The sequence below is a fragment of the Gluconobacter morbifer G707 genome (genome assembly GCF_000234355.1).
In the GTDB taxonomy this organism is placed as follows: domain Bacteria; phylum Pseudomonadota; class Alphaproteobacteria; order Acetobacterales; family Acetobacteraceae; genus Gluconobacter; species Gluconobacter morbifer.
This window is the reverse complement of record NZ_AGQV01000013.1, coordinates 90,376-112,677: the sequence shown is the minus strand read 5'-3', so window position 1 is coordinate 112,677 and position 22,302 is coordinate 90,376. Positions and strand designations below refer to the sequence as shown.

Genomic DNA, 22,302 nt, shown 5'->3' with positions numbered 1-22,302 from the left:
CCAGTCCCACCGCGCCTTGACCGGAGCGCCCGGCGTCAGACCACCAGACGGGCGCGGGCGATTCCCCGCTGCTCCAGCGCCTCACCCAGCGCGAAAAGCTGGTCTTCCCGCCCCGGACGGGCCACAAGCTGCGCTCCGAGCGGAAGCCCCGGAACATCCAGCGGCACGGTCAGAACCGGGAAACCGGCCAGCGTCAGCGGTTGCGTATAAAACCCCAGATTGGCCCGCGCCGATACTTTTTCTCCTCCGACCTCAATCAGTGGCTGATCGAAACGCGGGCTTTCCCCCACCACGGCGGGCGCAATGAGAATATCCGTATCGGAAAAAGCCTCGTGCATCCGCGCCCGGAACCAGTTCCGCAACCGGTGCGCCTGGAAAATCAGCGTGGCTGGAAGGAGCGCACCAGCCAGCAGACGGTCCCGCACGGCAGGATCGTAATCCTGCGCCCGCCTCCGCAGACGTTCGAGATGCAGCCCCGCCCCTTCGGACGCGCTGATGACGAACGCCGCGGCCCGCGCCCGCGCCACTTCTGGCACGTCCACCGTGCGCTCAACGTTCAGCGCGGACGCCAGACCATCGATCGCCGCCTGCATCGGGGCCGACATGTTCTCCGCAAACCAGCCGCCCAGCCGTCCGATCCGCAGCTCCCCGACCGTCACCGGCTCCAGCGTCGTCCCCGCAAGGGCCTCGAAGCAGGTTTTCAGCCCGGACGCGCTGTCCCCGAACGGGCCGACCGTGTCGAGACTGGCCACGAACGGATAACTGCCCTTCACGGGTAGCCGCCCCTGCGTGGCACGCAGTCCCCAGATCCCGCACAGGGACGCGGGGACGCGGATCGATCCGTTCGTGTCCGATCCCAGCCCCAGTGAGAACAGCCGCGCCGCCACGCCCGCCGCGGACCCGCCGGACGAGCCGCCCGCCAGATGATCCGGCGCATGCGGATTGCGCGTCACGCCATGATGCGCGTTATCTGTCGCAAAACCGTAGGCGAACTCATCCATGTTCGTCAGCGCCACCGGAATGGCCCCGGCCGCGATCAGCCGCGCGACCAGGACGGCATCTTCCGTCGCAGGCGGATTATCGGCCAAGACTTTCGAGCCCGCCGTCGTCACTTGCCCGCGCACATCGAACAGATCCTTGATCCCGAACGGCACCCCGGCCAACAGCCCCGGATCGCGTCCTTCCTTAACCGCCCTGTCCACATTCGCCGCCGCCCGGAGCGCCCTGTCCGTCAGAACGCGCGTGACACAGTTATAGGCCCCGTCCCGCGCCGCGAGATCCGCCAGAACCTCCTTCGTCAGGTCAACAGCGGACAGCGCTCCGATGCGGACGGCCGAAGCAATGTCGTTCGTACGCCGTGTCAGACCGCTCATGGCACGTACTCGAAAGCCGGTTCCAGCCGCTCCGGCAAATCCAATCCCTCGATCAGTTCCGCATAGGAACGCAGCAGCGTCAGGTTCTGGCGCACGCCCTCATGAAACCGCGGATCGATGGTCAGCCTGTTCGCAGCCGCAAGGGCCGTGATTTCCGGATCTTCCATGGGGGTCATCGCTTCTGCTCCGTCAGACATCAGGACATATCGGCCATCAGAGAAACATGCGCGGCCAGAATCTTCCACCCCTGCGGCGTGCGGAACCATGTCTGGCTCTGCCGCCCGGTCTTCGTCCCGCCTTTGCGCCGGAACTCCAGATCCACAACCGCAACATCCGTTCCGATCGCCGTCACCACCCGCCTGAGGACATCACGCGGCGGCGAACCGCCCGGACGACGTTTGCGGAACGCCTGGATCTCATCGAAACCATAGAGGTTCTCCCCCACGCCATAGCGCACGGTCTCCGGCCCGTCATAAAACAGCGCATCCAGTATGGGCAGGTCATTCTCGCCCAGCGCCTTTTCGTATCGGTCTGACAAAGCAGTCACCTCCGCCACGGTCTGCGGATCATTCAGCATCAGATCATCTCCGGGCCTGCTGTCGGTCTCTTCAGTGCCATGACCCTGCCTTCTCCGGCCGGATCCGTCCAGCGCATCCCCCGGCACACGGAGGCGTCATGACGAACCCTGCCCAGAGGGTTGAACAGACACATAAAGTCATGAAAGAATGACATGCAGATGGACAGGAAGGTCAAATGGACGTCCCCTTCCAGCATCCTGCGGACAGCGCCGGTATTCCAGATCCGTTCTGCCCATCAGGCAGCAGGCCCATCTCTGGAAAGAGAGAGGAGGCTCCATGCGTGTCATCATCGAACCTGACAGCAAGACCGCTTTTCAGCAGGCCGCCCTCATTCTGGCCCATGAAATCCGCACTGCCGAAAATCCCGTGCTGGGCCTTGCAACGGGCCATACCGTGGAAGCCATCTATGCCTGCCTCGCGCGGGAGCACGCCGAAAACGGGCTCGATTTCTCCCATACCCGCACCTTCAATCTGGACGAATATGTCGGTCTGAGGCTCGATGATCCGCATTCCAGCCATTACCGGATGCAGGAAGACCTCTTCAGCCGCGTGAACATCCCTCCGGAGAACATTCACGTTCTGGACGGCAACAATCCCCATCGCCCGGAAGAATGCGCCACCTTTGAAGAAACCATCACGGAGGCTGGCGGCATCGGCATCCAGCTTCTTGCTATCGGACTGAACGGTCACATTGCCTTCAACGAAGCCCCGGCGGATTTCGACAGCCGCACCCGCCTCGTCCACCTGACCCCGGTGACCCGCCGCCAGCGCGCGCCCCTTTTCGGCGGCAATCCCCAGAATGTTCCGCGCCGCGCCCTGACCATGGGTCTCGGCACCATCCTTCAGGCCCGCAGACTCGTCCTCGTCGCGGTCGGTACGGAGAAAGCGCCCATCATCACCCAGACCCTGCTCGGCCCTGTCACGCGGGAGAACTGTGCCTCCGCCATCCATCTCCATCCGGACTGCACCGTCATCCTCGATGAAGACGCCGCCGCCCTCTGGCACAGGGAAAAAGACGCCCTGACCTGCGAACACCCTGCCTGATTCCGCTGAACGTCTCAGTTTTTCAGCCGGTAAACGCCCGCCTGCCATGGCGCCAGTTCTGGCAACACGTCCCTTAATGCCGCGCCTGTGCTGTCGATCAGAACCTCCGCCAGTTCCAGGCCAAGCGGCAGGATATAATGCACCGGACTGGAACAGAGGTTCACCAGCACCAGAAACCGCTCCCCCTCCAGCCCGCGCGTGAACGCGATAACGGACGGATGATCCGGATCGACATCCACGAAATCCCCGTAGATCAGCGTGCGATGCGCCGCCCGCAGGGCGATCAGCCGTCGGTAATGGTTCAGGACCGATGACGGGTCCGTCTCCTGCCGCGCGACATTGATGTCCCGGTATCGGGGATTGAGCCGGAACCACGGCGTCCCGGTCGTGAACCCGGCCTGCGGGCCATCGTCCCACTGCATGGGGGTCCGCGCATTGTCCCGGCTGATGCGTCCAAGCTGCGGCAGGACCTCCTCTGCCGGCACTTTCCCGGCTTCCACCGTATTATGCCAGACCGTCCGGGCATGAACGTCCTCGAAATCCTGAACCCCCGTGAACGGAATATCGGTCATCCCGATCTCTTCCCCCTGATAGACAAAGGGCGTCCCCCGCCGCAGCAGCATCAGCGTCGCCAGCGCCCTGGCCGAAGCCGCGACCATTTCAGGCCGATCATCCCCGAACCACGAGACCGAACGCGGGTTGTCATGGTTTTCGAGAAAGGTCGTCGTCCATCCTCCGGGCCCGGGGGAAGTGTCCTCCTCCCGCATCAGGGCCTTGAATTCCCGCACCGTCCACTGCTGGACCTGCCAGTCATGCCGCCCGACCCGGATGATGTTGAAATGAAAGAGCATGTCCAGTTCATGCCGGCTCGCATCCACGAAATCCGGCGTCTCGGCATAGGACACCCCGAAGGCCTCCCCTATGCTCATGCAGTCATGTGGCGCCAGAACCTCATGGTTCATGTCCCGCAGATAATCATGCAGACGCGGCCCCCGCGCATAGATCCGCTCGGGATTTTCCAGCTCCGCTAGCGTCAGATCCGGCAATCCTTCCGGTTTTGAAATCAGACAGATGGAATCCATCCGGAATCCGGAAACCCCACGCTCCAGCCAGAACCGCATGAGGGCATGGACCTCCTGTCTGACCTGCGGGTTGTCCCAGTTCAGATCCGGCTGCGCCGGCGTGAAATAATGCAGGTAATACTGGCCACTCGCCTCGTCCCGGCTCCAGGCTGCTCCCCCGAAAACCGAAACGAAATTGTTGGGCGGTTCGTTTTCCCCGCGCCCGTCACGCCAGATGTAGAAATCCCGGTAAGGGCTATCCCGGCTGGACCGTGCCTGACGGAACCATTCATGCTGGTCGCTGGTATGATTGACCACCAGATCCACGATCAGCTTCATGCCGCGCTCATGAATGGCGCTGATCAGCCGGTCGAAATCCTCCATCGTCCCCAGCGCCGGATCAATGCGCCGATAGTCGCGCACATCATAACCCCCGTCGACATTGGGCGTGTCATAATGCGGACAGAGCCAGATGACCTGCACCCCCAGCGAACGGATATGATCCAGCCGCGACGTCAGCCCCGGCAGATCCCCGATCCCGTCTCCGTTGCTGTCACAGAAAGACCGCGGATAGACCTGATAGACCACCGCTTCCTTCCACCACCGGGGGTCGAAAGCCGGATCATCATCCCGGTGGTCGTCTTTTCGGGAAGCATTCGTCTGAAGAGTATCTGTCTGCGATGCGTCGGACATGGACACAGTCCTCCTGAACGGGGCACCCCCTGAACGTCACGACACTGCCCTGCGTTCCAGAACCGTCACTTCATCTCCAACCCGCATCATCCCCGGCACATCCACCACCGCATTCTGCCCGAACATGACGCCCCCCGGCTGCTTCCGAAACTCGGCCAGCGCCCGCAACGGCTCCCGCCGATCGGGCAGCGCGCCGCTCTCCTGATCCACTGTCGTCACCCCGCAGCGCGGACAGGGCTTGACCAGCCGTAGCTCAACCGTGCCGATCCGCAGGCGGGTCCAGCTATCTTCCTCCCAAGGTTCCGCGCCTGCGATCACCACATTGGGACGAAAGCGCGTCATGGGCACCGGACTGGCCAGATGCGTGTTCAGATCCGCCAGCGACGCCGTGGTGCAGACAAGCACCGGGAACTCATCCGCGAAGGACACATGAAACCCGTTCCCGTCGTAAAGCCGGGGGCGTGCCGTGGCCGGACTGGCCATGTAGGCCAGCCGGCACGGATGACCGATCACCTGGCTGAGCCAGTGCGCCGCCCCCTCCCCGGCATCCACCGCCGGCATGTCATCCCCCCAGACCCGGACGGACCGCTCGGCCCCGGCAGGAACAGCCACGGCAAGATCGGACTGACCCGCGCATTGCAGCACGAGCCCGGCCCCATCCACCTGAACGCCGATCCGCGCCATGACCGGATGGGCCCGCTGCGTGAGAAACACGCCATCCGGATCGAACACTCCCCACTGCCGGTCTCCGGCAGCGCCCCAGGGCTCGAAAGACAGATGGTCCGGTGAAATCCGGTGACAGCTTTTCACCGGATACTTGTGAAGCGACTCAATCCGCAGCATTCGGGGTCTCCTCCCGGAAAAGCATGTTCTTTTTCAACTGTTCCCCGACCCACAACACGCCATTCCATCCCTTGACAGGACGGACAGGAACACGTCTGTCTCGGGGCAATCGTTCGCGGCGGCGATGCGTCGCGTATCTGTTGTCCAGTTTTCGCGGAGTTCCGCCCTCGTGCCTCACACTACACCCACCGACCTCTCCAACGGACTGCCTGCCGAAGAACGTCTTTACATGCAGGACTATCTTCGCCGGTCCGCCGAGACGATGGCGGCATTCGCGGAAAACGAAGCCTGCGCACAGCATATGGAGGAAATCGCCCTTGCCGTCTGCGCTGCCCTGCGGGACAGCGGCAAACTGCTGGTCGCAGGCAATGGCGGCAGCGCCGCCGATGCACAGCACATCGCCGGTGAATTCACTTCCCGCCTGATGTATGACCGTCGCCCCTTGGCCGGCATCGCCCTGACGACCGACACCTCCGGCCTGACCGCCATCGGCAACGATTACGGCTTCGAGCATGTCTTTTCCCGCCAGATTGCGGCGCTTGGCCGCCCGGGAGACGTCTTCCTCGGCATCACGACCTCGGGCCGTTCCCCCAACATCGTCCACGCGCTCAGGGAAGCCCGCCGCGGCGGGCTGACCACGGTTGTCTTCCTCGGTGGCAACGGCGTTGATCTGGAAGATGCCGACATCGCCCTGCGCGTTCCTTCGGACTGGACCCCTCTGGTCCAGCAGATGCATATCGCCGCCGCCCATATCGTCTGCGCGCTGGTGGAACGCGCCCTCTGCCCGCGCGAAGGCTGAACGTTCAGTCCCTGATCCGCAGCCGCCAGTCGTTCAGGGCCGCCGCCACCGTTTCCTTCCAGTCCACTTTCGGGCGCCACCCCAGCGCCCGCATCGTCGCATCGGGATTACCCTGCATGGAGGCCAGACCGGACGGACACGGAACTGACGGGTCGCTCTCGATCGAGGCGCTGACCCCCGCCTCGGCCATAAGATCATGTAAGATGGACCGCACGGTCCGCGTCCGCCCCGTACAGACGTTCAGAACCGCCCCATCCGGAAGCGTTTCCACCGGTTCGAGCGCATCGATATAAGCGTCGCACGCATCGCGGACATCCATGATGTCGAACCCGTCTGACGGATCCCGCACTGTCACGACCGGCGGCTGCATCTTCGCCTCGATCCGCGCCACCTGTGCCGCCAGATAGGACACGATGGCGTGGCGATCCTCGCCCGTTCCGGTAATGCTGAAAGACCGTAACCGCAGGGCATGCAGCCCTTCCGCACTCAGTGTCCCTATCGCCATGTCGGCGGCTGCCTTGCTCGCGGCATAGGGATTGACCGGCGAGATCACGGCCTTTTCGTCCAGAGGCTCTCCCGTCCTGAAGCTCGAACCATAAATTTCTGCCGTAGACACGTACAGAAAACGCGCATTCCTTGCGTATTTCTCGAAAGTTTCCGCAAGGATCAGCGTTCCGTCCAGATTGACCGTCCAGGCTCCGCTCGTATCCGCCCGCGCGCGCTCTACCGAAGACACGGCCGCGAGATGAATACAGGCCTCGGGTTTTTCATCCCGGACAAACCGCTCCACAGCAGCACGATCCCGAATATCCATCGGATCTTCAAGAATGACATCATCAGGACGGCGCGCGGCCAGACGGGCTTTCAGGTGCTGTCCAACAAAACCCGCGACGCCAGTAAGAAGAATTCTCATTCTTCCCACTCCGAAAGCCCGGATCCAAGGACATCTGCGGCTGCCAGCACGGTCTTTCTCCCTTCCATACAGGTCGGGACAGGACAACACTTGGCCCGAAACCAGGGGGCAAGTGTTGTCCAGAACCCTTTTCAGGGCAAGGGAATGGCCTCTTCGGGCAGGCCCTAGAAGTGCCTCAGTCCCCCATGGAACGATCGATGGAGCGTCCGGCCTTCTCTACCGGTCCCTTCGGCGGATCAACGGTATCGCGGACCTTTTGACCGAAGGTCCGGTGCTGATGACAGGCCGTCAGCGTCACCGAGGAAAAAGACAGAGCCAGAAGAAGCAGAACTGTTTTGCGCACGGGGCGACTCCAATGAAATAAAACCGAGTGATGCTGAACGATGCATATCTGGAAGAAGTTGCGTTCTTTCCTGTTCCCGGAATTTTCCAGAGAAATGACACCCCCCTGATCGGGCAGTTCCGGCTGTTCCTCCGGTCCTGCGGGGTCGGCCGCTCTACTGCGGCAGACGCCCTCCTGCGCATTCCTCCAGTCCGACATAACCGCAGAGGATGGACCTGAAAAAGCGTTCCGTCCGACGCACAGGAAGACAAAGAACTTTCGTACCGCCGGAAAGAAGGCTGGTCCGGCTGGCAAAACGGCCTCACACACCGCACGCCCTGAAGACCGGGAAAATTCAGCCTTCAGACCGTACGGGAGAATGTCTCAGCTATTACCCGGGCTTGCGCTTCCTCCGTCTCCTCCAGTCGCCTCTCCGGCCCCGGACCCCGGTCCGGTGCTGTCATCCGCACTTTTGCGGTCAGTCGCCTGATGACCAGGCATCGGGTTGGGTGTTTCCCCATTGGGGCCGCGATAATCAATCAGACGCTCCAGCCCTTCGATTTCCAGCGTCCGGGTCGGGAACGGAATGTCGATATTCCGCGCCTCGAAGCATTTCTTCATGCGGCGATAGAACTGGCGCTGCACCGGCCAGCGTCCCGCCGTCGTGGTAGGCAACGTTCCACGGACCGTGACGGAAGAATCGTTCAGTGAATCCACGCCCCACATCTGGAAGTCATCAATGATGAGATCCTTGAAATCCGGATCAGCCCGCATTTCGGCCGTAATGTCATTCAGAGCCTTCACGACGTCGTCCGTATCCACGGAATAACCGACCTCCGCCACGATGATGGCGCGCGCGAAATCGCGGTTGTAGTTGATGATCTGGCTGAGAGAACTGAACGAGAAGATGTTCATGGACCCGTCATTGGCGCGGACATGCACCGTCCGAAGGGACAGCTTTTCCACAACACCATAGGTCCCGCTCAGCGTAACGGCATCCCCAACCGTCAGGGCATTTTCCAGCAGCAGGAAAATCCCGCTGATGAAATCCTGAACCAGCTTCTGGGAGCCGAAACCCAGCGCCACGCCGAAGATCGAGGCACTGGCCAGCAGCGGCGCCGTATTGACCCCCAGTTCAGACAGGGCCGTCAAACCAATGATCGCGATCAGGACAACCATCAGCAGGATCCGGAACATCGGCTGAAGCGTGCGAAAGCGGGCCGCGCGGGCCGTTCCGTCATTTTCCGCACTGATACGGTCGATATGCCGCTCGATCCCGATATTCACGGCCTCCCAGACCATGACGCCGACCGTGACAGCCACAAGAAGCGTGACACATGAAGACAGGATGCGCTCGCCGATCCCGCCGCTGCCGAAGAGATCCCGCAGAGGCGCGCCCCAGGCAACGGCAAGGGCGAACACCGTCATCAATCCGATCAGACCGCCCAGCACGCGCCGCGTTGCCGGATAGTAACGGGCAATCCGCGCCTGTGCCTCGTCGCTGAGGGATGCCCATGCCGGCGCCCTCCGGAAAAGCCGCTCCAGTCCGCCATACGCTGCGATACTGACAAGACGCATGATGATGACGGCCACGCAGGTCCGCAGGAAGACGATGGCGATCGCGGCGTATCCGCCATGGATTTCCGCAGCCCAGACCAGCCACAGACTGAGATCGAAGAACAGGGCCGCCACCCACCACGAATGTCCGATGAAACGGATCAGCCCGGGAACGCGGCTATGCTCCGCCAGACGCTGGCACAGATGCCAGGCTGGTGCGCGTCCCTGAAGGATCATGCAGGCCACCATCACGTGGACGGTCAGGGCCACAATCTTTCCAAAGGCCGTTATGATGTTCTGCGGCATCGTGCAGCTTGAAAGCACGACCAGAATGGCGATGCCCCCCCCCAGAGCCCAGGCGATCCGACGCAGCCAGTAGAACCAGAACGCCGAAGCCCGGTCACCGAACATGCCAAGCCGCAGCCAGATCTGCCGGGGTGCGAAAATGGCACGCGCAAGCGCCACGGATCCACCAGCTCCCATGCCGGCAATCCATGCGACGCCCTCCAGAGCGCTGGCTGTATGGCTGTCCGCATCCGGATCGACACTCTGCATGATGAAAGCGGTCAGCGGAAACATGACGATGGGCAGAAGATCAAGCAGGAAGCATCCCAGCGAATATGGCAACCGGTGCAGCGCCATCATCAACTGCGCCAGAGACCCCTGATGACGCAGGCGTTCGTTCTGTTCCTGCTCCGCCTCGGCCAGACGGGTGGCCTCATCCATGTTCTGATAGGGGTCGACCTTTGGATTTTCGACCGCAGCCTGCTGCATGGCCTCCGTCTGGGACGGGGAATGCTGGGCGCCACCTTCCGCTTCCGACGCATTCTGCGTCTCGGCTGTCTCTGCAGCAGTACGGGCATCCTGGGCATCACGCCGCTCCTGCATTTCCTCGCGGAAGTTGCGTTGTCTGGCGGCCTCCTCCAGGCGTGTGCACGGGTGACGCAGCAGAAGCCGGACACAGAAAGCGAGAGCGCCGCCAATACCGATCAGAACGGCCACCCGCAGCAGGATCTTCAGGATCTCGTTCTGGAGCTGCGACGAAGCGCGGACATGCCGGACCCAAGGCCCCAGCGACCGGAAATTACCAATCGTACCGACCAGAACCTGCGCTTCATGCCGCAATGTCAGACCAAGACTGGTCAGGCTGCGCAGCATGTCATTGCCCAGATTTCTGGGGGCAGCATTGTCGTTAACAGCTACGGATGGGGCAGTGATGCCGGACTTCGTCCCATTATCAGTGGGCGCAACGCTCTGTGCCGCAGCCAGATTCCGCAGGGTTGTCGTGAACTCCCTGCGTTTGCTGTCATTATCGAGAACGCCAAGAAGCTGACGGGCCTGATCCGGAGTGAGATGGGACGGATCACTGGAGGCTTCCGCCTGCGCAGTCTCTGTTTCTGAATGCCCATGTGCCGGAGTCTGTGCCTGCACGGACAATGGCAGCAGGGTCAGACAAAGCAGAATGACGGTACAGAGTGACTGGATCAGGTTCCCCGAAGGGAAAAAAAAAGCCAGAATCTCGGGGGATTGGCGGTCGAAGGCCAGCCTTCGGCGGCATGCGCTGCGCTCCTTCAGGACAGAATGACAGGGCGCAGGACAGACCTGAACGGCCAGAGCCATTTTGAAAATGCTGCGCTCCAGACGTTTTTTACGCATCAAACATACGAGCGTTCCGTCCGGGAATCTGAAGGAAGACCCGGATTCACCCAGAAAACATGAAAAAGACCGGTTTCAAAACAACGCGTGATGGCCCCGCAGTACCTTCGCATGTACCCGCGGCCGCTCGTTCTTAACGGGTTTTTTAGAATCCCTGTGCTTGGGTGATGCCGTTCGGAACAGACGGATGTCAGAAAATCTTCATGCCCCAGCTTTTACCATCCTGCCTCCGCCATCTGGGTCTTGTTGCGCTGCTTCCGGCCCTGTGCGCCTGCAATACGTTTGCACAGCTTTCCGAAACGGGACGCCCGCCCCGGATGACGTCAATCTCCGATCCCACGCTCGCGGCCAATTATCGCCCCGTGACCATGCCGATGCCTCCCCTGCGTGCACCGCCGCAGGAAGCCGCCAGTCTCTGGCGGTCCGGAAGCCGCGCCTTTTTCAAGGATCAGCGCGCCTCGCAGGTTGGCGATCTCGTGACCATTATCGTGGACATCACGGACAACGCCGCGTTCAACAATGGAACGACCGCCGACCGGACAGCTGATGAGAAAATCGGCATTCCCAATCTCTTTGGTCTCAAGGGAAAGATCATCAGCCATATTACCGGTGCGGACAGCCTCAGCACCGCCAGCAGCAGCGACAGCGGCGCCACAGGCAAAATCACGCGCAACGAGACCGTTACTCTTCGGCTGGCCGGGACCATTACCCAGGTTCTACCGAATGGAAATTTCGTGGTGATGGCCAAACAGGAAGTACGGGTGAACAGCGAACTGCGCGAACTCGGTGTCAGCGGCATCGTGCGCCCGCAGGACATTACCGCCGATAATACCGTCACCCATGACCGAATGGCAGAAGCCCGGATTTCCTACGGAGGACGCGGCACCCTGACACAGCTCCAGTCGCCGCGATACGGACAGCAGGTCATGGACGCGATCCTGCCGTTCTAAAAAAAACGCCGGGACAATGTCCCGGCGTTTCCTGTGACGTCTGAAAAGAGAAAACCGCTTAGCGGGAGGGCTTCGAAAGCAGAAGCGCCCAGAGTTCCGCTACATCATGGGCAGGTGTGTTGCCCTGTACGGACTGGAACGTCTTGATGGCATCAGCCTTGTGACCACCATCCATCTGCGCCATGCCGTACTGGATCTGCGCCAGATCCGGGTAGTGCGGTTTTTTTGCCAGCCCGGTCTGCATCAGGGCCAGTCCCTGATCAACCTGCCCGTTCAGAACCTGATTGTATCCAGCAGTCAGAGCCGAACCAGCTGTCGCTGAGGACGGAGCCTGCGCAACAGCCTGCGGCAACTGGCTGCGCTCCGCCGCCGCACGCTGCGCGACAAAAGCATGGAACTTGGCATCGGACGCGGCTGTAGGACCGGACCCCAGAACCTTGCTGGCATAGCCCTGGTTCAGAAGGTTCAGCGCAAGCTGGGAGAGCCCCATCTGCACGGCGCGCTCGCCCATATCCTGGTAATCGGACGGGTTTTTCAGCACACCGGTCGCAAGACGCAGACGTTCCACATAAAACACCAGTGGCGGCGAAAGATTGGGGTTCGCCACCAGGTCATGGATGAGCATCGACCAGTAATCAGGCTTGGAATAGTACTTCGCCAGCAGGACATAAGCGTGCGTCTTGTCGTCGGTATCCTTGAGGTTCGTATAGGCCGTCGCCAACATCTGAAGCTGGTTTTCAGCCGGAACCTTGCCCGCCTTGATCGTAGCGTCCACCTGTTCCTGGGCTGCCTTCGCCGTGCCCTTCCAGTCCTGCTGAAGGTAATAGCACTGGATCAGCATCGTCTGCATGCGCGGGTCGGCCCCGTATTCGCGCAGATAACGCTCGGTTGGCGGGATGGCGGCGGCATAGTTCTTCGCGCCGTAGGCCATGCTGGCCTGAGCCATCAGCATCTGCCCCTTGGCAGCCTTGGGCGTGCGGGGGCTGTTGATGAGAACGTCATAGGCCTTGATGGCAGCCGCGGTATCACCCGACTGTGCCGCCACGGCGGCACGCATCTGTGCGATCGTGTAGGACTCGTAATCGGTCTTGCCCTTGACCGCATCCGCCGCATCGACAGCCGCCATGGCCTTGCCATAGCTCTTGGCCCCCAGAGCACTCTGGGCCTGCTGGAGATCCTTGCCGACGGCCTGTCCCAGCACATCGGCCGCATGAGCAGATCCGGTGAGTGTAACAAGGCCGAGCGCCCCCGCCAGCAGGAAGTTGCGGGGACTCAGATGGCGGTTAAGGGACAAAGACACGAATTACTGTCCTTCCATGAACTGATCCAGACCGACAATACCCAGCTTGGTGACGCCCAGACGCTGTGCATCAGCCATGACGTGGGCAACCGTTTTGTAATCGGCAAGACGGTCGGGATGAATATGCATTTCCGGCTGGTCAGGCTGGGCCGCTGCGGCCTCGAAATGCGCCTGGAGCGCAGCTTCGGAATTGATGGGTTCGTTGTTCCACGTGATGCTATTGTCGTAACCGATGCTGACGGTCACGAGTTTGGGCTGCTCCGTGGACGGAGGAGGATTGCCCTGCGGAAGGTCAATCGCCACCGAATGCGTCTGCAGCGGGATGGTGATGATCAGCATGATAAGCAGCACCAGCATCACGTCGATCAGCGGTGTGGTGTTGATATCGACGATGCCTTCGTCTTCGTGCGTGCTGTCCGATCCGACGCTCATGCCCATGACGGCGGTTCTCCAAAAGGGTGACGTAAACGAGGGTGCCGGGCCGTTTTCACATAACGGCCCGGCTGTACCTCAGTTCGTGTGAGGCTGCTCGGTAATGAAGTCCACATGGGCGATGCCAGCTTCCTGACAGGTCGCGACCACCTGACCGACCGCCAGATACTTGGCGGCCTGGTCGCCGCGGATCTGGATCTGCGGCTGGGGCTTCTGCTTGGCCGCCTCGACGAGGCGGTTCAGCAGTTCAGTGTGGTTTGGGACAAGTGTGGTGTTCCAGAACACCTGCCCGTTCGAGTTGACTGCCAGAACGACGTTTCCTGGCTTGGTCTGTGTCGGCTGATTGGCATCAACCGGCAGCTTGACCTTCACGGTATGTGTGGCGACCGGGATGGTGATCAGAAAGATGATCAGCAGCACCAGCATGACGTCGACGAGGGGAGTGGTGTTGATTGCCGACACCACCTCGTCGTCACCGCCGCCTCCTCCGACGTTCATTCCCATGGGTTCAGATCCGTTCGCTGGTGGTGATGGTGGTCGGGACGCTCATGGTGCCTTCTTCCGGAGCTACACCATGACGGAAACCACCGATCAGGATGGACTGGACGTCAGCAGCGAAGTTGCGGACGCGATCCATGCAGCCCTTGTTGCGGCGGACGAGCAGGTTGTAGCCCAGAACGGCCGGAACAGCGGTGGCCAGACCGATAGCGGTCATGATCAGGGACTCACCGACCGGGCCGGCGACCTTGTCGATGGATGCCTGACCGGCGATGCCGATGGCTGTCAGAGCATGATAGATACCCCACACCGTACCGAACAGACCGACGAACGGAGAGGTCGAACCAACCGTACCGAGGAAGGCCAGACCACCCTGGAGACGGGTGTTGATGGTGTCGACCGCACGACCGATGGACATTTCAGTCCAAGAATGCAGATCGATGGAGTCACGCATGGACCCTTCATGATGCTCCGCAGCGACAATGCCGGTTTCAGCAATGTAGCGGAACGGCGAAGAAGCCTTCAGGGCAGCAGCACCGTCATGAACGGACGGCTTGGTCCAGAATTCACGGGAAGCTTCCTTGGCGGCAGCGAGTACGCGGCCCTGCTCAAGGAACTTCATGACCATGATGATCCAGGTTCCGGCGGACATGATGACCATGATGATGAGAACGCCACGGGCGATCGCGTCACCATTGGCCCACAGAGCGCCAAGGCCATACGGGTTACCCTGCGGAGCAGGTGCTTCCGGCGTGGCGGTTGCGCTCTCACCCGGAGCGGCAGCAGCAGCCGGCGACTGGTCAGCAGGGGCGGGAGCAGGCGCACCGGCATCCGGTGCAGGAGCACCAGCATCCGGCGCGGGTGCAGGGGCTGCATCCGTCGGAGCGGGAGCAGCAGACGGATCTGCCGGAGGCGCAGCAGGGGCGCTCTGGTCAGCCGGGGGGGCTTCCTGGGCAAAAGCGACAGCCGGTGCAATGGCACCTGAGGTCAAGGCCAGCGTCAGGGCCAAGGCGCTGGCCCGGACGGCGCGCGCCTTCGTCGGAACGGCAATAGCAGGAAGGCGGAACAGTCTGGTCATGAACTCCATATCCTCGTTAGAGATGCCCGTTTCCGGAGCTTTCTGGGGTGCCGGCCATATGGAGACCGGCCCTTTCCTGAGCCTTCCCCGGAGATCTTTCCGGAGAGGCAATCTGGTTGCGTTACAGTCGGACAATCACTCATCACCCATGGTGAAGTCGACGTGCAGGATGTGGTGGTGCTCGGTCACCGGTGCGCCGTTCACGACGGCTGGCTGGTACCGGGCCCGACGAAGGAAGTCGAGCGCACTTTCCACAAATTCGTGGCCACCGCTGGAACTGACGATTGAGCAGTTCGCCGTATGTCCGTTCGGCAGAATGTCACAGGACGCCGTAACCTTACCTTCGCGGTTTTCTTCCTGCGCTTCTTCCGGATAGACCGGCTGCGCACCGTTGATCGGAGACGCACCTGCCGTGTGATCCGGAACGGCCGGAGCTGGCGGACCCTGTGGCGGAGCCGGAACAGGCTCAGGCGCTGGGGTCGGGCTTGGCGGCACCGGATGCGGCGGCTTCACATGCGTCACGCGCTGAACAGCCTTGGGCGGCGGCGGCACGCTGATCTTCGGCGGAGGAATATAAGGCGGCGGCGGCTGCTCCATCTGCGGTGGCGGCGGTGGCGGTGGTGGCGGCGGCGGCTTGGGCTGCTCCTTGATCACTTCCGTCTTGATAGGCGGCTTCTCGTGGACCAGCTTGCTCACAGCACCGCTCATAAGCGCATAGATCACCGCGCCCATAGCCAGCACGGCCACGACGATCGCGACAATATAGTCCGTCGGCTTGCGCTGCTGTGTGGCGTAGCTCTTCATGTCGAAACTTTTTCACCCCTCACTGACGCCGGCATTGGTCCACATTGGGCCGGCTGCGCTATCCCGATCTCATTCATGCAGGTTTTTGCAGTCACACAGACGTGTTTCCGTATGCCGTACAAACATACCCGATATGCTGATTGGGCAGCTTAACCCCTTTGGTGTCAAGCCGATTATTCCTTCCTTCGAAACGAAATTCTTCTTGTTTTCGAGAAAGTTCCCGGCCCACGCCTTAAAAGGGACAAAAAGCTGTCCCTTTTTCGGGCATTTTCTGAATCCAATGCTCGCTGGGCTTTGCTGAAATCCTGCTGTGGCTCCATAAAAAAACCGGAGCAGGATGTTTCCTGCCCCGGTTTTCAATGGGTTACACGATACAGATTGTGCCTATTGTGCGCTAGCACTTGCCTCGGAACGAGTCGCACCGACCCGCTGCGCCAGTGAAGCAGACATGAAATCATCTAGGGCGCCATCAAGCACCGCATCGGGATTGCCTTTTTCCACTCCGGTCCGCAGATCCTTCACGAGCTGGTAGGGCGCTAGGACGTAAGACCGGATCTGATGGCCCCAGCCGATATCCGTCTTGGCGGCTTCCGTCTGGGCCGCCGCGGCCTCACGCTTCTGCAGCTCCGCTTCATAGAGACGGGCACGCAGCATTTCCATCGCCTTAGCGCGGTTGCGATGCTGTGAGCGGTCTGTCTGACAGGCTACGACGATACCGGTCGGGATATGGGTGATCCGGATGGCCGAATCGGTCTTATTAACGTGCTGGCCACCTGCACCCGAGGCACGGAACGTGTCCACACGCAGGTCCGAATCGTTGACCTCGACCTCGATCGAATCATCCACCACCGGATAGACCCAGACGGAGGCGAAGGACGTCTGGCGCCGGGCGGCCGCATCAAACGGCGAAATCCGGACCAGACGGTGAACGCCGGCTTCCGTCTTGAGCCAGCCATAGGCGTTCGGACCGGAGACTTGGATTGTCGCGGACTTGATGCCGGCCTGTTCGCCCTCGCTGCTTTCGATGAACGTGACCTTGTAGCCATGCTGCTCGGCCCAGCGGGTGTACATGCGCAGAAGCATTTCCGCCCAGTCCTGGGCCTCCGTGCCACCTGCGCCCGCATTGACCTCAAGGTAACAGTCATTGCTGTCAGCTTCGCCGGACAGCAGGCTCTCGATCTCGCGCTTGTGGGTTTCTTCGGCCAAGGATTTGAGCGTTCCGATCGCCTCGTTGACGAGGCTTTCATCACCTTCCATCTCGGCCAGTTCGACCAGTTCGAGCGTGCCCTGCACGTCATTCTCGATCCGTTCGACACCTTCGATCTGATTGGCCAGCATCGTGCGCTCGCGCATGAGCTTCTGTGCGGCGTCAGCGTCGTTCCACAGTTCTGGGTCTTCCGCGCGGTGGTTCAGTTCCGCGAGGCGTGTCGTAGCGACATCCCAGTTAAAGATGCCTCCTCAGCAGCGCCACCGACTGCTTGATCTGCTCGGAAAGGGCCTCGGTTTCGGCCGACATGATAATCCTCCACTGTAAGGGCGGTTGGGCTGCTCTAGTACAGGCCGCCCACGCCGATGTCACCCTCGGATGGAGCCTGTTTCCGCGTCTGCCCGTTCGGTCCAGCCTGTGCGGGCGCACCACTCTCCGTCGATGGAGCCGAGCCCATGTCGCTCTCGGAATCCGAAATAACCGCATCCGCACCGGTATCCGCGGCTGTCAGGGCTTCGGTGCCAGCACCAAAGCCATGCAGCGCGACCGACGCACCCGGAACCTGATCCGCCTTGAATCCGTCCGTCGCCTGAATACGCCCCGTGGAATAGGAGGCAAGCGTGATCCCGTCCGGAACACGGAAATCCAGTTTTGGGCGGCTGGCAAGCGCGACTTTCATGATCCGGTTCCAGATCGGCCCCGCAACGCGTCCACCATCGGAATTGCGCCCCAGCGTCTGAGGCGTGTCGAATCCGACCCAGACAACCGTAACAAGATCCGGAGAGAAACCGGCGAACCAGGCATCATGGAAGTCCTGACTGGTCCCGGTTTTCCCCGCGATCGGACGGTCAATACCAACCCCGGCCATCCGTCCGGTTCCCCGGGCAATCACATCCTTCATCATGTCGACGATCTGGAACGTGCTTTGCTCACTGGCCAGTGTGGGGCGTGTATCCGTCAGTGACGGCACTTCCACACTTCCCGGCACAGGCTCCGCCGGCGTCGCCGGAGCCGGAGGGGTGGAAGCAGAAGGCGCAGGGGCGGCGGGTGTAATGGTCGGTGCAGACGCTGGGGCATTCGGATCGGCCGGAGGCGCAGGAGGCGCCTGCATGAGGGTTCCCAGTTTGTAACCAGGCGCCTGCCAGAGGATATTGCCGGCCCGGTCCTGAATATCATCCACAAGGGACGGCACGACGATATGCCCGCCATTCGCAAGCGTGGCATAGGCAGCGGCCTCCCGCATGACCGTCGTTTCCACCGCCCCCAGGGCCGCGGGTAGGACATGCGGCATGTTTTCGACCAGCCCGGCGCGGATGGCCGTATCGGCCACGGCCTTCATGCCCAGATGCGCGGCAACGCGGATGGTGACGAGATTGCGGCTTTCCCGCAGCGCATCATGCAGGGTTGTCGGGCCCCAGTTGTCGTGTTCGTAATTCCGGGGATGCCAGTCCCCGTAGGAAATGGGCGCGTCATCGAATTTTTCGGATGGAGAGATCCCCTGCTCCATGGCTGCCAGATAGACAAACGGCTTGAAGGACGAGCCAGGCTGCCGGAGCGCCTGTGTGGCACGATTGAACTGGCTTTCATGAAAGGACCAGCCGCCAACCATCGCCAGCACGCGACCGGTGTGGGCATCGAGCGTGACAACCGATCCTTCTACCTGCGGAATCTGACGCAGGGCCGCGGCGCCGCTTTCCTGCGGCTCGATCATGATGACATCTCCGGCCCGCAGGGGATGCATCCGCCGAGCCCAGGCAATGTCCGAAGCCGGGAGAGCGGCCGTCCGGGATGTGCCGTCCTCGATCCATCCGACATGCGTTCCACCGGGCAGCACCACGCCAAGACGCCATTCCCGCAGCATGCCCGCCGGGGGCGTTACGTGGTCAAGGTCTGGTTCCCAGTCGCTCTCCTGGATGTCCGCCAGATGATGGACAGGACCGCGCCAGCCGCCATGGGTGCGATCATAGGACATCAGGCCTTCATGCAGAAGGCGTGTCGCCGTTGTCTGGAGAGACTGATCGAGGCTGGTATGAACTTCCAGCCCACCAGTCAGGGCTCGGTCCTGTCCATATTTCGCGATCAGCTGCCGGCGGACTTCCTCTCCGAACCATTCGGAATCCGGCAATGGTCCGAAACGCTGCTTCTGGCGGGGGACGAGCGGTTCCTGCTTTTCCTGTTCCGCCTGCTCGCGGCTGATGACACCCTGCTCGGCCATCAGGTCCAGTACGGTGTTCCGGCGCATCATCGCGGCCTGTGGATGCAGGAAGGGATTATAGTTGGTCGGCGATTTTGGAAGAGCCGCGAGAGAGGCAGCTTCCGCGTCATCAAGCTGGTCGAGCGGCTTGTTGAAATAGGTCTGGGCCGCCGCGGCCACACCGTAAGCCCCGTTCCCCAGATAGATGCCGTTCAGATAGATCTCGAGGATCTTGTCCTTGGACAGCACGCGTTCCATTTTCAGGGCAAGCAGCGCTTCCTTGACCTTCCGGTTGAAGGTCAGGACGTTGCTGTTCAGCAGCATGACCTTCGCCACCTGCTGGGTGATGGTGGACGCGCCGAGCGGCCGCTTGCCATGCCGGGCAAAGACATCCGTCATTCCGGCCCGGGCAATCGCCATGACATCCACACCGCCATGGGTGTAGAAGTTATGATCCTCCGTGGCGATGAAGGCGTTCTTGACGCGCTCCGGGATGGCATTGACGGGCACGAAGATGCGCCGCTCATTCGCCAGTTCAGCCATCAGGCGATCATCGGACGCGTAGATCCGGCTGACGGTCGGCGGCTGATAAGCCCGCAGACTGTCCACACTGGGCAGATCACTCGCGAACTTGCCGTAGGTGATCCAGCCCGCAGCCCCCACACCGGCCACGCCCAGAACCCCGACACCCGCAAGGATGCCGAGAGACTGGCGGAAACGGCGGAAGCGGGGGCCACGTGGCGAAGGATTGCCAGAAGCCTGTGAATTACGGGATCGAAAGGAACGGCGCGTCATGCGGCCTGCATAGCACTGTTCCGATCCCTTCGTCGCCCCCACTGAACGGGGCGATTTTGTGACTGCCGGTAGCGGAACATCCTTCCCTCTCCGGCATCCCTCTCACCCTTCCGATTTCTCCCATGTCTGGCGTCCCTGCCGGTCCAGTTCGGTCCATTCCTCATCATTGAGATGAATGGACGCGGCATGAACGTTGGCAGCCAGATGTTCAGGGCTTGCCGTTCCGGGAATGGGCAGCATGACGGGCGATCGTTTCAGCAGCCATGCCAGCGCAATCTGGCCTGCGCTGGCCCGGTGATGATGTGCGATCCGATCCAGCGATGTACCCGGCTTTGCCAGTTCTCCGGCCGCCAGTGGCGCCCAGGGGATGAAGCCGATGTTCTCCTGCGTACAGTAATCGAGAACGTCCTCGGATTTGCGGTCCACCAGATTGAAGCGGTTTTGCACGGTCGAGACCGGGAAATACTGGCTGGCCTTCCGGATTTCATCCACCGTAACTTCCGACAGGCCGACATGTCGGATCAGTCCTTCCTCGCGAAATTTCGCGATGGCTTCGAATTGCTTTTCCGCCGGACAGTCTGGCCCGATGCGGTGCAGTTGCCACAGATCGATCCGCTCCACCCCGAGACGACGCATCGACATGAGGACACACTGGCGCAGGTAATCGGGGTTGCCGACCGGCTTCCAGATATCCGGGCCATGCCGCGTCAGGCCGCCTTTCGTGGCGATGACCATGTCCTTGTAAGGATAAAGCACCTCGCGGATCAGATCTTCGGAAACGAACGGACCGTAGGAATCCGCCGTATCGACAAAATCAATGCCGAAACCACGCAGGCTTTCCAGCGTGCGCACAGCCTGTGCCCGGTTTTCCGGTTCGCCCCAGATGCCTTTTCCCGTGATGCGCATGGCCCCGAAACCGAGACGATGGACCTTCAGGTCCCCGCCAATCAGAAAGGTGCCGGATTTTCTGGCGTCAGGAGTAGCCATGAGAAATGTCCTCCATAATGTCCTGACGACTTAACAGGTGCGCATGACAGAAAGTTGCCACTTTCCCCACCGTGCCTGACGGCACACCCCGCGATCGCGTACCAGCGCCCGGCTGGACGGCCCGGTTTTATCCCAGAATGCGCCCGACCAGTTTGGCCGTGTAATCCACAACCGGAACAATACGTCCGTAATTGAGGCGCGTCGGGCCGATGACACCGATGGCGCCCACGATCTTCTGCGCCTCGTTGCGGGCCGGAGCCACGATCATGGACACGCCGGACATCCCGAACATCCCGCTTTCACGCCCGATATAGATCCGCACCCCTTCAGACGTATCCGCCAGTTGCAGAAGCTGGAGCATGGTCTCCTGCGTTTCCAGTTGTTCGAACAGCATCCGGATGGTCGTCAGGCGCTCAAGCTCCGTGATATCCGCCAGAAGTTTCCCCTGCCCGCGGACAAACAGGGTACCCCCATCGGCGTCCCAGGTCGCAAGCCCGCTTTCGATCACACTGGCCGTCAGGCTGTCCAGTTCATGGCGGCTGGCTTCCATTTCCTGACGAATACGGTCACGCAGGGTGGTCAGGGTCAGGTCGCCGAGATGGGCGTTCAGGTAGTTCCCGGCCTCCACAAGAGAGGAAGGCGGCACACCGGGAGGGGTTTCGATGATGCGGTTCTCGACCTGACCATCAGAACTGACCAGAATGACCAGCACCCGCCCCGGCCCCAGTGCCACGAACTCGATATGCCGCAGGATCGCGTCCGATTTCGGAGCCAGGACCAGCCCCGCCGCCGAAGACAGTCCCGACAGCAGGGCGGAGGCCTCAGCCAGCATGTCCTGATAGGAGCGGCCGTGGATGTCGAGCCGACGGTCTATACTGGCGCGGTCCTCCTCCGCCAGCGTTCCGAACTGGAGCAGGCCATCCACAAACAGGCGGACCCCTTTTTCGGTCGGCAGACGCCCGGCCGAGACATGTGGACTGAACAGCAGCCCTGCCTTGGCAAGATCCGCCATCACATTCCGGATCGTGGCAGGCGAAAGGGAAGCCTGAAGCCGTTCGGAAAGGGTGCGACTGCCGATCGGCTCACCTGTCTCCACATATTCCTCGACAATCTCGCGCAGGATGGAGGCTTCACGCTCCCCCAACCCGTGAGGCAGCGCACTGGAAGGACGGAAGAAAGGAGGATCTTGTCTCATCATGATGTTTCTGACTGTCGGGG

The 22,302-nt window shown here is 61.5% G+C and carries 20 protein-coding genes; 3 read left to right on the top strand and 17 right to left on the bottom strand.

Translation table 11 applies throughout. From position 1 onward, the window contains the following. Nucleotides 1-35: 35 nt before the first annotated feature. Genes GMO_RS12795 through hpxZ form a run of 3 tightly spaced genes read right to left on the bottom strand, consistent with a single transcriptional unit; the run spans nt 36 to nt 1,953 of the window. Nucleotides 36-1,373: an AtzE family amidohydrolase gene (locus GMO_RS12795; RefSeq protein WP_008852866.1), complete on the bottom strand. Its 1,338-nt coding sequence runs from the start codon at nt 1,371-1,373 to the stop codon at nt 36-38. Then, the gene (locus GMO_RS12790; RefSeq protein WP_040509698.1) at nt 1,370-1,549 is read right to left on the bottom strand and encodes an AtzG-like protein; all 180 of its coding nucleotides are present in this window, start codon (nt 1,547-1,549) and stop codon (nt 1,370-1,372) included. The genes GMO_RS12795 and GMO_RS12790 overlap by 4 nt, the downstream gene beginning before the upstream one ends. A 20-nt stretch (nt 1,550-1,569) precedes the next feature. After that, nucleotides 1,570-1,953: an oxalurate catabolism protein HpxZ gene (hpxZ, locus tag GMO_RS12785; RefSeq protein ID WP_040509729.1), complete on the bottom strand. Its 384-nt coding sequence runs from the start codon at nt 1,951-1,953 to the stop codon at nt 1,570-1,572. Nucleotides 1,954-2,227: 274 nt separating this feature from the next. Between hpxZ and GMO_RS12780 the strand changes: the two genes are divergently transcribed. Next, nucleotides 2,228-2,995 (top strand): glucosamine-6-phosphate deaminase, encoded by a 768-nt coding sequence (locus tag GMO_RS12780; protein WP_008852862.1) that lies wholly within the window; start codon nt 2,228-2,230, stop codon nt 2,993-2,995. Nucleotides 2,996-3,009: 14 nt separating this feature from the next. On the opposite strand, the gene GMO_RS12775 is transcribed toward GMO_RS12780, so the two are convergent. Both GMO_RS12775 and GMO_RS12770 read right to left on the bottom strand, forming a co-directional pair. Further along, nucleotides 3,010-4,749, bottom strand: coding sequence for a glycoside hydrolase family 13 protein (locus GMO_RS12775; RefSeq protein WP_083813685.1), 1,740 nt, complete (start codon nt 4,747-4,749; stop codon nt 3,010-3,012). A gap of 36 nt (nt 4,750-4,785) precedes the next feature. Next, a complete protein-coding gene (locus tag GMO_RS12770; protein WP_008852859.1) occupies nt 4,786-5,592 on the bottom strand; it encodes an MOSC domain-containing protein in 807 nt (268 codons plus the stop codon). 229 nt (nt 5,593-5,821) lie between these two features. Here GMO_RS12770 and GMO_RS12765 point away from each other — a divergent pair, with 229 nt between their 5' ends. Continuing rightward, entirely contained in the window at nt 5,822-6,391 is a 570-nt protein-coding gene (locus GMO_RS12765) for a D-sedoheptulose 7-phosphate isomerase (RefSeq protein ID WP_008852858.1), read from the top strand. 4 nt (nt 6,392-6,395) lie between these two features. On the opposite strand, the gene GMO_RS12760 is transcribed toward GMO_RS12765, so the two are convergent. The 3 genes from GMO_RS12760 to GMO_RS12750 all read right to left on the bottom strand — a co-directional run bounded on the left by GMO_RS12760 (nt 6,396) and on the right by GMO_RS12750 (nt 10,839). Beyond that, nucleotides 6,396-7,304: an NAD-dependent epimerase/dehydratase family protein gene (locus GMO_RS12760; protein WP_008852857.1), complete on the bottom strand. Its 909-nt coding sequence runs from the start codon at nt 7,302-7,304 to the stop codon at nt 6,396-6,398. Between the two features lie 175 nt (nt 7,305-7,479). Further along, complete coding sequence (locus GMO_RS14475; protein ID WP_008852856.1) at nt 7,480-7,647, bottom strand: hypothetical protein; 168 nt, start codon at nt 7,645-7,647, stop codon at nt 7,480-7,482. Between the two features lie 363 nt (nt 7,648-8,010). Then, nucleotides 8,011-10,839 (bottom strand): mechanosensitive ion channel domain-containing protein, encoded by a 2,829-nt coding sequence (locus GMO_RS12750; protein WP_008852854.1) that lies wholly within the window; start codon nt 10,837-10,839, stop codon nt 8,011-8,013. Nucleotides 10,840-11,042: 203 nt separating this feature from the next. Between GMO_RS12750 and flgH the strand changes: the two genes are divergently transcribed. Continuing rightward, the gene (flgH, locus tag GMO_RS12745) at nt 11,043-11,789 is read left to right on the top strand and encodes a flagellar basal body L-ring protein FlgH (RefSeq protein ID WP_040509693.1); all 747 of its coding nucleotides are present in this window, start codon (nt 11,043-11,045) and stop codon (nt 11,787-11,789) included. A 58-nt stretch (nt 11,790-11,847) separates the two neighbouring features. On the opposite strand, the gene GMO_RS12740 is transcribed toward flgH, so the two are convergent. The 9 genes from GMO_RS12740 to hrcA all read right to left on the bottom strand — a co-directional run bounded on the left by GMO_RS12740 (nt 11,848) and on the right by hrcA (nt 22,282). Next, a complete protein-coding gene (locus tag GMO_RS12740; RefSeq protein ID WP_008852852.1) occupies nt 11,848-13,089 on the bottom strand; it encodes an outer membrane protein assembly factor BamD in 1,242 nt (413 codons plus the stop codon). Nucleotides 13,090-13,092: 3 nt separating this feature from the next. Continuing rightward, on the bottom strand, nt 13,093-13,527 hold the full coding sequence (locus GMO_RS12735; protein ID WP_008852851.1) for an ExbD/TolR family protein: 435 nt from the start codon (nt 13,525-13,527) through the stop codon (nt 13,093-13,095). A 72-nt stretch (nt 13,528-13,599) separates the two neighbouring features. Next, nucleotides 13,600-14,025, bottom strand: a complete 426-nt coding sequence (locus tag GMO_RS12730) for an ExbD/TolR family protein (RefSeq protein ID WP_040509690.1) — start codon at nt 14,023-14,025, stop codon at nt 13,600-13,602. A gap of 4 nt (nt 14,026-14,029) precedes the next feature. Then, complete coding sequence (locus tag GMO_RS14045; protein ID WP_083813686.1) at nt 14,030-15,097, bottom strand: MotA/TolQ/ExbB proton channel family protein; 1,068 nt, start codon at nt 15,095-15,097, stop codon at nt 14,030-14,032. 135 nt (nt 15,098-15,232) lie between these two features. Continuing rightward, complete coding sequence (locus GMO_RS12720) at nt 15,233-15,901, bottom strand: energy transducer TonB (RefSeq protein WP_008852848.1); 669 nt, start codon at nt 15,899-15,901, stop codon at nt 15,233-15,235. 384 nt (nt 15,902-16,285) lie between these two features. Then, nucleotides 16,286-17,417, bottom strand: a protein-coding gene (gene prfB / locus GMO_RS12715) for a peptide chain release factor 2 (RefSeq protein ID WP_139064475.1) whose coding sequence is annotated in 2 segments (ribosomal slippage) — nt 16,286-17,347 and nt 17,349-17,417 — 1,131 coding nt in all. Because the reading frame shifts where the segments join, the coding sequence is not laid out codon by codon here. A 34-nt stretch (nt 17,418-17,451) separates the two neighbouring features. Further along, nucleotides 17,452-20,097 carry a penicillin-binding protein 1A gene (locus GMO_RS12710; protein ID WP_040509725.1) on the bottom strand — a complete coding sequence of 882 codons (2,646 nt, stop codon included), beginning with the start codon at nt 20,095-20,097 and terminating at the stop codon, nt 17,452-17,454. 102 nt (nt 20,098-20,199) lie between these two features. Next, nucleotides 20,200-21,084 (bottom strand): aldo/keto reductase, encoded by an 885-nt coding sequence (locus tag GMO_RS12705; protein ID WP_008852845.1) that lies wholly within the window; start codon nt 21,082-21,084, stop codon nt 20,200-20,202. A 127-nt stretch (nt 21,085-21,211) separates the two neighbouring features. After that, nucleotides 21,212-22,282, bottom strand: a complete 1,071-nt coding sequence (hrcA, locus tag GMO_RS12700) for a heat-inducible transcriptional repressor HrcA (protein ID WP_040509687.1) — start codon at nt 22,280-22,282, stop codon at nt 21,212-21,214. Nucleotides 22,283-22,302 lie beyond the last annotated feature (20 nt).